This window comes from Lederbergia graminis, assembly GCF_042655485.1.
GTDB classification, from domain to species: Bacteria; Bacillota; Bacilli; order Bacillales; family Bacillaceae_C; genus Lederbergia; species Lederbergia graminis.
This window is the reverse complement of record NZ_JBHSMC010000015.1, coordinates 64,024-78,582: the sequence shown is the minus strand read 5'-3', so window position 1 is coordinate 78,582 and position 14,559 is coordinate 64,024. Positions and strand designations below refer to the sequence as shown.

The window sequence follows — 14,559 nt, the reverse complement described above, 5'->3', positions numbered from 1 at the left end:
TATTCAGTGGGTCGTGGGGTCAGGTCCGTCGTCCCACTCTCCGTTTGGGTCATGGGGTCAGCTTCCTTGTCCCACTAGCAAACTGGGACAAGGAAGCTGACCCCATGACCCGCATCTTTTTTTGAATGATTTTTTTGTAATTGGGGATACTTGGTGGTGATTAGTCTAGTTTTTTTGAAGGGGTTGTCGGTTGTGAATAGGAAGGTTTTGAAGCGGAGATTGAAGTTTGTGTTGGAGCCAATCGTCAATGTGGTGATGCGGGATAATCACCGTCGGGTCCAGCTGTATACGCGTTATTATGAAACGCAGTCAATCCAGAAGAAGACAATCTTGTATGAGAGTCGTGATGGGAATAGTATGACAGATAGCCCATATGCGATGTTTACATATATCGTAGATCACCCGGATTTTAAGGATTATGTGCATATTTGGTCCATTCAGGATATCGAGAAGCTGAAAAATGTGTTGATGAAATATAACAATCATCCTAATGTGATTTTTGTTCAGCGCAATTCGAAACAGTACCTCAAATACTTGGCATCGTGCCAATATGTCATCAATAATTCCACATTCCAATCCTTTTATATTCCGAAAGAGGGACAAACTTATATCAACACGTGGCATGGGACTCCACTGAAGAGAATGGGGTTCGACATTCCGGGCAACCCATCTGGAGTGCAAAATGTGCTACGTAATTTCCTATGCGCAGATTTTCTGTTGAGTCCGAATGCGCATACGACAAAAATGTATACGGATAGCTATAAATTAGATGGATTATATAAAGGTGAAATCATCGAAGAGGGCTATCCGAGGATTGATTTGACGTTAAATACCGACCGTGACACGATGATAGACGAGTTGAAGCAATACGGTGTGAAAATGAATCGTTTAAAAGCGAATATTTTATATGCTCCGACATGGAAAGGGACAAATGTAGGGCGAGTAAATAATGACCTGCAACAAATTATTGCAGATATGAGCTATTTGGAGCAGGAAATTGGAAAACAGTACAATTTGTTAGTAAAAGTTCATCCATTTTTATACAAGGAAGCGGAGAAAAATCCGGAAATAAGTAAGTGGCTTATTCCTGATTATGTTGATACAAATGAATTGCTTGCCGCAGTTGACCTGCTAATTACCGATTATTCTAGTATATTCTTCGATTTTCTTGTCACCAATAAACCAATTCTTTTCTACACTTGGGATCTTGATGTATACAGCAGTCAGCGAGGTCAATATTTTTCTAACAGTGAGTTACCAGGTCCGTTGCTCTTCAACGCCCAGGAACTCGTTGCAGCGATTCGCGACCTGAAAACTGTTCAGGAGACTTACCAGGAAAAATATGAAACGATGAAACGCAATATCACGAACCATGAAGATGGAAAAGTGACGGAACGAATTATCCAATATATTTTTAGGGACAAGGGGTCAGCTTCCTCGTCCCAATCCAATCTGGGACAAGGAACCCGTCCCCATGTCCCACTGAATATCATCAAGAATCTGGATGCTAAAAAGCAAAAAATGCTTATTTACCCTGGCGGATTACGTAATAACGGGATTACAGCGTCGTTCATCAATTTGTCCAATAACCTCGATTATGACAAATATGATGTGACGTGTTTTCTGCCGACGTCGAATTCTGCTGAAGTGTTGAATAACATTGCCAAAATCAATAAAAATGTACGTCTCGTTTTTAAAGGTGGTCTCCCTGCGTACCTTTTCTTCGAGCAATACAAAGATAAATTCATTCATAATCGCGGAAAAAACGGCAAATTAGGGGAGCGCTTGTATCCAGACGAAGCTTTTGCCCGCGAACATAAACGTCTGTTTGGAAAAACGAGCTTCGATTATGTGGTTGATTTTAGTGGCTATAGCCTATACTGGGCGAAGCTGCTTCTTGCAGCAGATGCGAAACAGAAAATTTGCTACTTGCACAGTGATATGAAGGCGGATAGCGAAAGACTTGTCGATGGGAGAAGACCGCATCGCATCAATTTACGTGGATTATTCTCCGTGTACGACCAGTTTGATAGGCTTGTCAGTGTTTCGGAGGGAGCGATGGCAGTCAACAAGCAAAACCTTGCCGAGTACGCGGCCGAGCATAAGTTTGACTATGTGCTCAATTCGATTGATCCGAGTAAGATTTTAGATGGAGATACGACATCCATTTCTAGCGAAGAGGAAATGGTTAGCGACTATAAGGCAAGGGCATTGTTGAAAAATTCGCAAGCAGTTTGGAATACACTCCCACTGAATGAAGAGGCGCGCTCTTTTCAGTTAGGAGCGGATTATAACAATGCTGAAATTTTTATAACTAGAAAAGCGGTTGTCGATGAGAAAACGTATTATAAATTTAGCCATCAAAACCGTGTCATTGGCTGGATTGAGGCAAACGGAATAGAGTTTTTACCTGATAAAATAATCGCCGAGGACACTATCGATAAAATTGGCACAATCAAAGCAGGCAGCTGTATTTGGTCACGACCGTTTAAACTGCCTGCTTGTGAAAAAGTGTGTAGTAGCACGGATTATAAAGGTGTTATTGTAGACGTTGATAAGGAAGTCGAGACGGGACGCGGCCTTTCCTATCGCATTGCGGTGAATGGAACGGTCATAGGTTGGATCGAAGCTTCTGGATTAACATTAAATGAGGCATATACAATCCATCCGGGGCTAAGTAAAGTAGATCGTGCTCGTGTCGACATGAAACGAAAAGTACTGAAGGCTCGGAACTATATAGAAAAACGGGAATTATTACAAAAGAGAGAAGAGCGTCCATTAGGTGTAGTGAAAATCATGAACCCTGTTTTTGTAAAAGTATCGAAATCAGGAGATTACAATATATGGAACCAAGTCCCTGCCAATGAAGATGCGATTATCGTTGCACCTTCCGCAGCATTTGCAGGTGATACCGTCACAATCAGAGCAGGTGTGAAAACAAGAGGCGGATTCTACTATTTATTTTATAAAAACAACCAGAAAATCGGCTGGATGAATGCGGCTGCCTTCGAATCGGTGAAAAAGTATCGCTTGAAACGAGTAGAGCGGGCGCAGGAAGTACCGGAGCCAAACCCCAATGAGCTTAACTTCGTGCATATGGGCAGGCTTTCACCTGAAAAAGGGCAAGACAACTTAATTCATGCATTTGCAAACTTTCACCAGCAGCATAAAGCGAGCAAGCTATTCATCATGGGAGACGGGCCACTGCGCCGGGAGCTAGAGGACTTAGTAAAAGAATTAGGCGTTGAGGATTCCGTATTCTTATTAGGACAAGTGGAAAATCCATTCGCCCTAATGAAAAAATGCGACTGCTTCCTCCTATCTTCCCATTACGAAGGACAACCAATGGTACTACTTGAAGCGATGACACTCGGCATGAACATCATCGCCACCGACATCGTCGCCAATCGTACCGTCCTCGAAAACGGCAAATACGGACTACTCGTCGAAAACAGTATCACCGGCCTCGAACAAGGCATGCAAACCATGCTCAAAAAAGAAGAACGCCACACACCAGCCGAATTCAACTACAAATACTACAACGAAATGGCCATGGAATCGTTCTATAATAAGTTTGAGGAGTAGATATGTGGGACAAGGGGTCAGGTTCGTCGTCCCGATATTGGGGTGGGACGAGGGGTCAGGTTCGTCGTCCCACTTTTTGTGTTTACAAGCGGATGATGCTGGTTTACTGGCGGTTGTGATGAGCTTACTGTCCATTGAGTTGAGATTACTGTCTGTCATGGTTGATTTACTAGCCGTTAACATGAGAATACTGTCCATCATGCCTGATTACTAGCCAATATCAACGGAATACTGTCCGTCGTTGTGAATTACTGTCCATGGCACACTAAATAAACTAGAGATCGGATGTACTTTACTGTCTGTTAATCCAAGTCCAAGGGCGAAGAAGCAAATAAACCTGCGCGAGCATCGAAAACAGCACCCCTAGCGACGAATAAGAGCTGCCCAGCATGCAAAACAGCTACCTGAGCGTCCAAAAGAACAGCCCCAGCGTCTAATAAAGACCCATATCAGTTAAATATCCCCATCCAATAAGCACAAATCCAGTAAATAACATTTCAACCACCCCAGCATTCACTTCTAAACACCCCACTTCAGGCATATATATACCTCGACCAAGCTTAGGAGGTAGTGTATATGCCGATTCTTGTTACGGGTGGTGCTGGGTATATTGGGAGTCATACGTGTGTGGAGTTGTTGAAGGCAGGAGCGGAGGTTATCATTCTCGATAATTTTGCGAACAGTAAAGCGGTGCTTCTGGAGCGACTCCAACAAATAACTGGCCAGCAAATCCAGCATTATCAAGTTAATCTACTAGATAAAGCAGAGATTAACCGAGTTTTTACTGAAAATAAGATTGAAGCTGTTATTCATCTTGCAGGCTTGAAGGCAGTTGGGGAATCGGTCGCAAAGCCTCTTTATTACTATCATCACAACTTGGTGAGCACAATTAATCTTTGTGAGGTTATGAGCAACCATAATGTGAAAAATCTTGTATTCAGTTCATCTGCAACGGTTTATGGCACTCCTGATGAAGTCCCGATTCCAGAAACGGCACGGCTACAAGCTACAAATCCATATGGTCGCACGAAGTTAATGATTGAGGAAATTCTTCGCGATTTATATGTCGCAGATCCTGAGTGGAGCATTTCTTTACTGCGTTATTTTAACCCAATTGGTGCCCATGAAAGTGGCTTGATTGGTGAGGATCCAACCGGCATTCCAAATAATTTAATGCCATATATTACACAAGTTGCGGTTGGGAAACGGCGGGAGCTGCAAGTGTTTGGGAATGATTATCCAACGAAGGATGGTACTGGTGTCCGCGATTATATACATGTCGTCGATCTGGCAAAGGGGCATGTTGCAGCATTGGAAAAAGTGATGCACTCCACTGGAATCGATGCCTATAATCTCGGAACAGGTCATGGCTACAGTGTCTTAGAGCTTGTTACAGCTTTTGAAAAAGCCTCTGGAGTAAAAATCCCGTACAAAATCGTCGAGCGCCGTCCTGGAGACATTGCCACCTGCTATGCAGATGTGGAAAAAGCACGCACACATCTCAACTGGCAAGCAGAGAAAGGCATAGAGGAGATGTGCAAGGATGCATGGCGCTGGCAACGAAAAAATCCAGATGGATATCGGTAATTTTACATCCGAGATATTTGGAAAGACCCCCTTGAAAGCTCTATTTATATCGCAATCTTCCCACCAGGACAGAAGCTTTCTACGAATTCGTGGAAATTGAAAAACGTGCCATGTGTGGGATTTTTCGTGATGTAACTTGTTTCTTCGTAAAATTTGAATAAAATGCTTTTTACGTATGCTTGACTCGCAGAAAGCATATCCACATTTGTATCTCCTACCATGATCACTTGCTCGGATAGCATATTTAACTTGTTAATGGCTTGAAAAATAGGGATGGGAGATGGTTTTACCTCCATGACATCATTTCTCGTCACAATCACATCAAACATATCCTCCATGTTGTGTACTTTTAATGATAGCATCACTAAATCTTTCAGTTGATTAGATACAATGCCAAGGCGAATGCCCTGATTTTTAAAAATGGCCAGCCCCTCTTTTACATAAGGAAAAAGTTGATGATGATGGTACGTTAAACTTTTTTCATTGATAAAAAAGTTCCATGCGTCTTCTAAGCTACAATCCATTCTCGCAAAAATGCTGGAAAAGTCAGTGCCATAATGGTATTGAACATCTGAAAATGGAATCGTATCCGCCTCAAAATGCTGAATGGTTCGGTATGCGGCATATACAAGACCATCACGGCTATCGAGCAAAGTTCCGTCAAAATCAAACAATATCGTGTTTATCAAAGTCATTTCCTCCTTTTCATTGCTTATTACCAATATAGTCAGGCTTTTTTAAGAACTCCTTAACAATTTGTTAAGCTTTTATTATACTTTTGTATTTGCTACGAACATGCCTCCTAATCAAACGCTTGTTTAAGCGAAATCCGCACAATATGGCGATTTTTGTCACAATCTAAATTTGATTTTCCTAATGTAATCGCATACTATTGTGGTACGAAATTTCACCTTATCGGGAGTGAGATCAGGATGAAGGAGCAATGGTTGCAAGTATTGAAATTACTGGAAAGTCGCATTTCCAAGGAAACCTTTTATGTATGGATAAAAGGGACAAGTGCTCACGTTGAGGATAACAACTGGACAATTGTTGTCACGAATGAATTTGCCCGAGTTTTACTAGAAGAAAATTACGTTGAACTGATCAAGGAAGCAATCTTTGAGATTACGAATGAGCGGCCGAATATTTCGATCATGACGGAAAAATCTTCTTCTCTTAACACGATTATTCAGCTAATTGATACATTATCTACTGCCGATAGAGAACATCTTTTTTCCCTTTTAATACAGCGCTACACGAATGAACCTCTAAGAATCCCTCTACAAATACACTACACCTTTGACGATTTTACAGAAAAAGAAGGAAATATCATTGCTTTACAAGCAGCGAAGACGATCGCCAATTCGCTTTGTAATGCCTATAATCCGCTACATATTTACGGTGAATCCGGTGTGGGGAAGACGCACTTGCTCCATGCAATTGGAAATGAAGTGCTGGCAAAAGATGCGTCCAAAAATGTCATCTATACAACCGCCGAGCAATTTTCTAATCATTATTTGGAAAGCGACCGTAAAAATCAATTAGATCAATTCCAAGCATATTATGCTAGTTCCGATTTGCTCCTATTTGATGATATCCAAGATCTAGATGGAAGAGAAGATACTCAGGAACAGTTTCTGCGCATTTTTAAACAGCTCTTGGATAATTCCAAGCAAATTGTTATCGCGAGCGAACAGAATCTAGAACAAGTAGCGAACATCAGTGACACCTTGCGCACACGCTTCAAAAGAGGACTTGCCGTTGATATAACAGCTAACGAAACGCAAGACGCCCGCATCGAGCTAAAACAAGTCGAAAAAATGGAAAAAGACCTAAAAAAGCTTAAGGAACGCATCCTGGAATTCGAATCTCGGACGAAAGGGATGAAGTGAACAAGGAAAAGTCTACAACCCAGTTGCAGCGGCATTACTTTGTAAAATGGGATATACTGAAAGGGAAAGAGTACACGTGAAAAAAGAGTTTTTGCGGATGCTGCTGAAGATGGAAATAGATCCTGCAAAAGCAGAGTTAATTAATGGTTTTTTTGATACTTATTTAAAATTAACAGAAAGCGAGGAAGAAGAACTTTTGAGTTATACAAAGGAATTTACTCAAGAGGAGTTAGATTTCATTGAAATTTTACCGAACTCGTGGAAGGAAAGAGGATGGAGAGAAGGTCGTCAAGAAGGCCGTCAAGAAGGAATACAAGAGGGAATACAAAAGGGAATAGAAAAAGGAGTGCAAACAGGAGTGCAAAAAACAACAAAAAAAATTGCACTAAAATTATTAAAAGAAGGATTACCTTTGGATAAAATTGCACAATTAACAGACTTAAACGTTAACGAAGTTGTGGAATTAAGCAAACTTTATAAATAAATGCCTCATATTAACAAAAAGCGAGGGAAAACTGATGAGCTACAAAAAGGAATTCACTCAGGAAGAGTTAGATTTCATTGGAAGTTTACCGAACTCGTGGATGGACAGAGGGAGAAAAGAAGGCTATCGAAAAGCTCAAATCAATATCGCCACCAAGATGTTAGATGTCGGATTACCTAATGATATTATTGCCAGGTTATCTGAACTTGACATAAGTGTAGTAAAAGAAATTTCAAAAGGCTTCCAGCAAGGACTTCAAGAAGGTCGGCAAAAAGCAACAGTTAATTTTGCACTTAAATTACTAAAAGAAGGCTTCCCCTTAGAAAAAATTGCAAGAATCACAGCCCTGGACTTAAGCAAAATTGAGGAATTGAGCAAAAGGCAATAATTACCCCATAGATGAAACTTCCATTATAAATCCCTCACAGCGAAAAAACAAAACTATAATCGTAAGTGCTTCCTTTTGAGCAAAGAAAAGTGGAAAACGGTAATCAGAAACGGGATCTGATTGCTTCCTTACAGAAAAATATCACCCTACAGTGTTTTACCTCCTCTCCCTGTTAAAATATGGTTATGTCAGCTGAATGTATGTTTGTGTTATATTAAGATGATGAGTTTTTTACATACAGGAAGAGGAGCAGACATCATGAAATATTTTGCTATATTACTATTTTCCTTCATTTTATTGACTGGCTGTGGTTCGAAGGATGCGGACAAGCCTAAGACAGACGAAACAGCGAAAGCTCCGGTAGAGAAGACAGAGACAAAAGCAATCCCAACTCTTGAAGAATTAATTGCCGAGTCTAAGTTAGATGAACAAATGCTAGCAGCTTGTGGCGATATGAAAATTGAGTACATAGAGGCAAAACTTCGTGCCGGAGACACAAAGCCGGCAATCGTAAGTATCTGCCATCACGGTGGGGACGTTAGTTTAGAAGGGGAAACTGCCCACACTATGGTCGCAATGCCTGTTGAAAACAGCGACAAGTGGGACATTCAAGACATTGATCAATCAGAAATCGTGCACCCTGCTGCATTTCTAGGCACTATCCAAAATACGGATGGTAGCGAAATCGTTATTATCGAACAGTACGAATCCCCAGCTGCATTCGGCGGCCGTGGTTTCCAATATGTGTATTTCGATGAAACACCAAAAGTAGACACTCAATTTACTCAACACACTCTCTCAGGTGACATGACACTTGATAACGGGAAAGTGTTAGTACAAGACGAATCGGTTCTCGAAACTTTTACTTTTGAAAAAGGTGAATTCCAACATCGTTCTGAACTGAAAAACTTGGATAACAGTGCCAATGTTGTGATTACCTACGACAAGAACGCACAAGGAAAACTAATCTTTTCGGAAAATAACTTCACTACATTAGATGTAAAAGTGGGAGACCGCATTAGTTTTCGTAGAGCAAAGCCAATTCCATTAACGGATTTCCAAATTCGAACAAATCTAACTCGTGAAGAAAATAACGTCGATACTTTCGTAGTAACAGAAGACATGCTCGGTAAAACAATCGAAGCAGGCGAGTATCCATACGATGCGAGCACCATGTCCACGTTTATTATAGGAAAAGGTGGGCAACCAGACTTATTATTACACGGATATTTTGACCTTTTAAAGACTGGAATCATGCCAGGATCCAAAATTCAACTCACAGATTCCAATAAAAACATCGAAAAAACACTTGGTACACCAATCGAAACATTTGGTTTCGCTGGCGCAAATTATTTAAACTACGGTAAATTTGCTTACGCCGTCCCGTTCCTAGAATCAGAAGGGGAAAAAATTTACGGCATCGCTAGAATCCTAGACGATTCCGAAAAAGTCAATACAATGGACCTCCGTAGCGCATGGGGCGAACCAACAAATGAAGCAATCGACGAACTCGGCGACCCAGCACTCCTTACATGGACGTACGAATTCTCACCAGAATACAGAGTCCGAGTCAGCTTCGACAGCGACAAATGGAACGCCAACGTAACCGAATTTACACTACTACGAACTTATAACGAATAAGGGACATGGGGTCAGGTCCCTCGTCCCAGTAGTCTCTTAAAGAAAAAACTCGCCATTTTATTAGAGAGAAATGGCGGGTTTTTTTAATTTAATAGACAGTGTTGTCGTTACTGTCCGTCTTCATAGTATTACTGTCCATTGTACTGAATTTACTGTCCATCATGATAGAAATACAAGCCATCTTTACCTAGTTACTGTCCGTTAACCTTGTTTTACTGTCCGTCAGCAAAATACTGTCCGTTATCCCCGTCTTACTGTCCATGGCTCTAAATTTACTGTCCATTATGATAAAAATACAAGCCATCATTATCTATTTACTGTCCATCAACGTCGAATTACTGTCCGTCAGCAAAATACTGTCCGTTATCCCCGTTTTACTGTCCATTGTACTGAATTTACTGTCCATCATGATAGTAATACAAGCCATCTTTACCTATTTACTGTCCATTAACCTTGTTTTACTGTCCGACCGCAAAATACTGTCCGTTATCCCCGTTTTACTGTCCATTGTACTGAATTTACTGTCCATCATGATAGAAATACAAGCCATCATTGCGTAGTTACTGTCCATCAACGGTGTTTTACTGTCCGTCAGCAAAATACTGTCCGTTATCCCCGTCTTACTGTCCATTGCTCTAAATTTACTGTCCATTATGATAAAAATACAAGCCAACATTACCTATTTACTGTCCATCAACCTCGAATTACTGTCCGTCATTAAAGAATTACTCTTCTTCATCCCAACCACGCCAACCCCATCTGTGATTTTTCGCATTTCTTTTCTTCTTGCACTCTCTTATAATATAAATATCAACAATGATGCGAGGAGTTACTTCATGAAAAAGGTTTTTGCTGTAATAATGTTTGTTTCACTTCTAGTTGCGGGTTGCTCACAGTCCAATGATGAGCAGGTGGAACTCATTATTTCTTCAGCTGCAAGTTTGCAACATGCCCTCAATGATATTCAAGATAACTTTGAAAAAGAGCATCCGCATGTCAAAGTATTTTTTAACTATGGCGGCTCAGGTTCGTTGCAACAACAAATTTTATACGGGGCGCCAGTGGATGTATTTTTTTCTGCATCCGAGACGAAATTCAACACGTTAGTTGATAATGAAATCATTGAAATAAGCGCTGATCTCGTAGGCAATGAAATTGTGCTCGTAGTCCCTCACGAATCCAACATTGCGACATTCACAGATCTTCACAAGACGAACACGATTTCCATCGGGACCCCAGAAACGGTGCCTGCTGGAAAATATGCGCAGGAAGCTTTGACAAGTATGGAATTATGGGAGGCCGTCTCTGAAAAAGTCGTCTATGCAAAAGACGTGCGCCAAGTGCTTACATACGTTGAAACCGGCAATGTTGACGCCGGCATCGTCTACAAAACAGACGCACTCAGTTCCGACAAGGTGAAGGTCGTCGCTACAGCGGATCAACAATTGCACACACCAATCATCTACCCAGTCGGTATTATCAAAAGTGCCATTCATCAGGATGAAGCGAAGCTGTTTTTCGATTTTATTCAAAAAGAAGAATCTATTAAAATCCTAGAAAAATACGGGTTCAAAGGGTTGGATTAACTTATGATAATGGAACTTCATAAAATGGATTTTTATAAGTGTAAAAGTTTAATAAATCCGCAGGGCCAATTGGAAGTTAAAGCAGTAGTCGAAGGGGTTAATCCTGGTCGTATTTTCGTAGATAATCTTACTTCTCCCAAAACGGGACTTGTCTGGTTAGGCAATAATGACGGTTTTATTTTTATTGGGAATGAAGAAAATGAGCGATTCAATGAGCAAATAGATCATTTTATTGAGACCGCCATTCAACCCGAGGCTTTAAAAGTTGGTTTACATTGGTTCGAAGCGATTGGCAACCATCCCAACTGGAACAAGACAATTGAAAATATCTTTCAGCACCGTAAGTTAGGCAGCTGGAATCAGAAAGTGTATATACTGGAAAAACACGACTACCGAGACGAAAATGAGCCTGTGATAAAACAGGAGTATTCAATCAAGAAGCTAAATAAAGTATTATTTGAATCCCCCATCGAAAACATTGATTTTTTACATGCAAAAATTTCAGAGTTTTGGTCTTCTCCTGAAAGTTTTTTCCAATGGGGGATTGGCTACTGCGCTGTTCATAACGAAAAAATCGTGAGTGTTTGTTTATCAGGGTTTTTCGTCGGAAACGTCCATTGCATTGATATTGAAACACTGGAGGATCATCAAGGGAATAAGTTGGCGCAAAAGATCGCGCATCATTTTGTGCAGGACTGCTTGAAGCACGGCATGGTTCCTTATTGGGATTGCATGGAATCAAACAAGCCCTCCATCGCAGTTGCGGAGAACATCGGCTTTACGAATACATTTAACTATGTTGGTTATGAATTTCCATTTGTATAAAGAAAAGGTTGAATAACATGACAATAGACTTCTGGTCACCTATCAAACTATCTATAGAAATTGCACTTGTTTCGAGCATCGTCGTCATCATCCTCGGAATTTTTCTCGGGAAAAAAATGTCCAATTCCAAGTTCAGAGGCAAATCGATTCTAGAGACGATGTTCTTGTTACCGCTTGTGCTACCACCTTCTGTCGTCGGCTTCCTATTAATTGTCATTTTCGGTCGCAATAGCCCGGTAGGAAGAGGGATTGAATGGCTCTTCCAACAACCGATCATGTTCACTTGGTGGGCTGCCGTCATCGCAGCCATCGTCGTCGCCTTCCCACTCATGTACCAATCCGCCAAAACTGGATTCCAAGGCATTGACAAAGACATCGAAGACGCCGCCCGCGTCGATGGAGCGGGAAAACTCAAATTGTTACTGCTCATTTCGATTCCACTCGCAGCCAAATCCATCATCGCCGGCGCCATCCTTAGCTTTGCCCGGGCACTCGGCGAATTCGGCGCCACCCTCATGTTTGCCGGCAACATCCCCGGCAAAACCCAAACAACCGCAACCGCCATCTACATCGCCATCGACACCGGCAACATGCAACTCGCCTGGGCCTGGGTCGGCAGTATGATTGTGATCTCATTTATTATGCTTGTTTGCGTGCAACTAGTACGGGACTGAGTGCTATGTAAATGTGACGGCTTGTTTATGAGGGGGGACGGCCAGTAAACAGTGCATAATGGCCAGTAACTCTTGTATGACGGCTAGTAAACTTTGCACGATGGCCAGTAACTGAAGTAGCATGGCTAGTAAACCGTACGAAGGCCAGTAAATGTAGTAGCATGGCTAGTAAAGCTTGTACGATGACGATGGCTAGTAAATGAAGTAACATGGCCAGTAAACTGTGTACGACCGCCAGTAAAATTGGATCAACGGCCAGTAAACCGTACAATGGCCAATAACTGCAGTAGTATGGCTAGTAAAGCATGTACGATGGCTAGTAAATGAAGTAACATAGCCAGTAAATTTAGCATGACGGCCAGTAACTGTAGAGTCACGGCCAGTAAACAGCACGAAGGCCAGTAAATGAAGTTTCACGGCCAGTAAACATTGCACAACCGCCAGTAAAATCGGATCAACGGCCAGTAAACTAAGAATCTATAAATAAAAAGAGCCCAGCATCCAAAAGAAAGCCGCCAGTGTCGAAAAGGAATCGTCCAACGTCGAAAAGAGAGTGCTCAGCGTTTAATAAAGAGTATTCAACATCCAAAACAAAATGTAACTTCAAATAAAAAGTGCTGAGCATCCAAAAGAAAGCCTCCAGCGTCGAAAAGGAATCGCTCAACATCGAAAAGAGAGTGCTCAGCGTTCAATAAAGAGCACTCAACGTCCAAAAGAAAAAGCATCATCAAATAAAAATTACTCAGCGTCGAAAAGGAAGCGCTCAGCATCCAAAAGAAATCCCCCAGCGTCGAAAAGAAAGCCTCTAACGTCCAAAAGAAATTACCCAGCAACTAAAAAAGCCTCAACGTTCCAAAAGTGCACCGATACCATCAAAAAGAACGACACCTATCCAACAACCACTCCCTCTTCCCAGGTAAAAAAACAGCACCCCAGCAATTTTTTCGGTCATGTGGCCCTCCACCCAATCCTCTAAATACGAAACACCCTCCAAGCCTCCACTCCTATCCCCATTCCACCCAAATCTCAAAACCCAACCGCCACCAAGCTTGGAGAAGTCCCCAATGCCTCCCCATTCCCCCTTATCAACAAATAAATAACCAAAAAAGATAAATTTTTATTGATAAACGATAAACTGTATGATAAAATCAAAACGAAATTAATGGAGTGAGGTGTTTGTAGTGGAACGAGGGTCGACTACGTTTTTGAAGATAGCAATATTTTTGATTGGGGCTCCTGTGCTTGCTATATGTGTTTTATTATTGCCGAAGATAGCAATGGAAGCATTTGAGCATGCACAGGATGGGGCACAGTTAGCTTATGTAGTCTTTACGATTTTATTTATTTTATATGCGTCGGCGGTGCCATTTTATATTGCGTTGTTTCAAGCATTCAAACTTTTAAATTACATTGATAAAAACGAAGCTTTCTCCCAAATGTCGGTAGATGCACTTACGAAAATAAAAACATGTGGAAAAATAATTTTTGGCTTGTATATCGTCGCTTTACCATTTGTCTATTTGGTAGCCGAGTGGGATGATGCACCAGGCCTCATCGTAATCAACTTGGTCATTGTTGGTGCCTCCTTGCTTGTCGCTGTATTTGCCGCTGTTCTCCAAAGGCTATTACAACAAGCGATTAATATAAAATCAGAAAATGATTTAACGGTCTGAGGTGAAAAACAATGGCAATCATTATTAATATAGATGTGATGTTAGCAAAAAGGAAAATGAGCGTTACGGAACTTTCGGAAAAAGTAGGAATCACCATGGCGAACTTGTCGATTTTGAAAAATGGCAAGGCAAAAGCGATCCGATTTTCCACATTAGAAGCAATTTGTAAGGCATTAGATTGCCAACCGGGAGATATATTGGAATACAGAGAAGATGAAGAGTAA

At 41.3% G+C, this 14,559-nt stretch carries 14 protein-coding genes; 11 read left to right on the top strand and 3 right to left on the bottom strand.

Features of this window, described 5'->3' with window-relative positions:
- Nucleotides 1-192: 192 nt before the first annotated feature.
- Nucleotides 193-3,585 (top strand): CDP-glycerol glycerophosphotransferase family protein, encoded by a 3,393-nt coding sequence (locus ACFPM4_RS12810; RefSeq protein WP_382352313.1) that lies wholly within the window; start codon nucleotides 193-195, stop codon nucleotides 3,583-3,585.
- Between the two features lie 576 nt (nucleotides 3,586-4,161).
- Entirely contained in the window at nucleotides 4,162-5,172 is a 1,011-nt protein-coding gene (gene galE / locus ACFPM4_RS12805; protein WP_382352310.1) for a UDP-glucose 4-epimerase GalE, read from the top strand.
- Between the two features lie 44 nt (nucleotides 5,173-5,216).
- Here galE and ACFPM4_RS12800 read toward each other — a convergent pair whose 3' ends face one another.
- The gene (locus ACFPM4_RS12800; RefSeq protein ID WP_382352307.1) at nucleotides 5,217-5,861 is read right to left on the bottom strand and encodes an HAD family hydrolase; all 645 of its coding nucleotides are present in this window, start codon (nucleotides 5,859-5,861) and stop codon (nucleotides 5,217-5,219) included.
- Nucleotides 5,862-6,104: 243 nt separating this feature from the next.
- Between ACFPM4_RS12800 and ACFPM4_RS12795 the strand changes: the two genes are divergently transcribed.
- From ACFPM4_RS12795 to ACFPM4_RS12780, 4 genes are all read left to right on the top strand, one after another.
- Nucleotides 6,105-7,064, top strand: a complete 960-nt coding sequence (locus ACFPM4_RS12795; protein ID WP_382352304.1) for a DnaA ATPase domain-containing protein — start codon at nucleotides 6,105-6,107, stop codon at nucleotides 7,062-7,064.
- 76 nt (nucleotides 7,065-7,140) lie between these two features.
- Nucleotides 7,141-7,548, top strand: coding sequence for a hypothetical protein (locus ACFPM4_RS12790; protein ID WP_382352301.1), 408 nt, complete (start codon nucleotides 7,141-7,143; stop codon nucleotides 7,546-7,548).
- Between the two features lie 34 nt (nucleotides 7,549-7,582).
- Nucleotides 7,583-7,936 (top strand): RpnC/YadD family protein, encoded by a 354-nt coding sequence (locus ACFPM4_RS12785; protein WP_382352298.1) that lies wholly within the window; start codon nucleotides 7,583-7,585, stop codon nucleotides 7,934-7,936.
- Between the two features lie 258 nt (nucleotides 7,937-8,194).
- Nucleotides 8,195-9,577 (top strand): DUF4309 domain-containing protein, encoded by a 1,383-nt coding sequence (locus ACFPM4_RS12780; RefSeq protein ID WP_382352295.1) that lies wholly within the window; start codon nucleotides 8,195-8,197, stop codon nucleotides 9,575-9,577.
- A gap of 433 nt (nucleotides 9,578-10,010) precedes the next feature.
- Here the strand turns inward: ACFPM4_RS12780 and ACFPM4_RS12775 are convergent, their stop codons facing one another.
- On the bottom strand, nucleotides 10,011-10,229 hold the full coding sequence (locus ACFPM4_RS12775) for a hypothetical protein (protein WP_382352292.1): 219 nt from the start codon (nucleotides 10,227-10,229) through the stop codon (nucleotides 10,011-10,013).
- A gap of 184 nt (nucleotides 10,230-10,413) precedes the next feature.
- On the opposite strand from ACFPM4_RS12775, the gene modA reads away from it, so the two are divergent.
- From modA to modB, 3 genes are read left to right on the top strand one after another with little or no spacing between them, the layout of a single operon-like run.
- Entirely contained in the window at nucleotides 10,414-11,163 is a 750-nt protein-coding gene (gene modA, locus ACFPM4_RS12770; RefSeq protein ID WP_382352289.1) for a molybdate ABC transporter substrate-binding protein, read from the top strand.
- Between the two features lie 3 nt (nucleotides 11,164-11,166).
- A complete protein-coding gene (locus ACFPM4_RS12765) occupies nucleotides 11,167-11,988 on the top strand; it encodes a GNAT family N-acetyltransferase (protein WP_382352286.1) in 822 nt (273 codons plus the stop codon).
- A 17-nt stretch (nucleotides 11,989-12,005) separates the two neighbouring features.
- The gene (gene modB / locus ACFPM4_RS12760; RefSeq protein WP_382352283.1) at nucleotides 12,006-12,662 is read left to right on the top strand and encodes a molybdate ABC transporter permease subunit; all 657 of its coding nucleotides are present in this window, start codon (nucleotides 12,006-12,008) and stop codon (nucleotides 12,660-12,662) included.
- Nucleotides 12,663-12,687: 25 nt separating this feature from the next.
- Here the strand turns inward: modB and ACFPM4_RS12755 are convergent, their stop codons facing one another.
- Nucleotides 12,688-12,873, bottom strand: a complete 186-nt coding sequence (locus tag ACFPM4_RS12755; RefSeq protein ID WP_382352280.1) for a hypothetical protein — start codon at nucleotides 12,871-12,873, stop codon at nucleotides 12,688-12,690.
- 970 nt (nucleotides 12,874-13,843) lie between these two features.
- Between ACFPM4_RS12755 and ACFPM4_RS12750 the strand changes: the two genes are divergently transcribed.
- Nucleotides 13,844-14,335 (top strand): DUF2975 domain-containing protein, encoded by a 492-nt coding sequence (locus ACFPM4_RS12750; RefSeq protein WP_382352277.1) that lies wholly within the window; start codon nucleotides 13,844-13,846, stop codon nucleotides 14,333-14,335.
- An 11-nt stretch (nucleotides 14,336-14,346) separates the two neighbouring features.
- A complete protein-coding gene (locus ACFPM4_RS12745; RefSeq protein WP_382352274.1) occupies nucleotides 14,347-14,559 on the top strand; it encodes a helix-turn-helix domain-containing protein in 213 nt (70 codons plus the stop codon).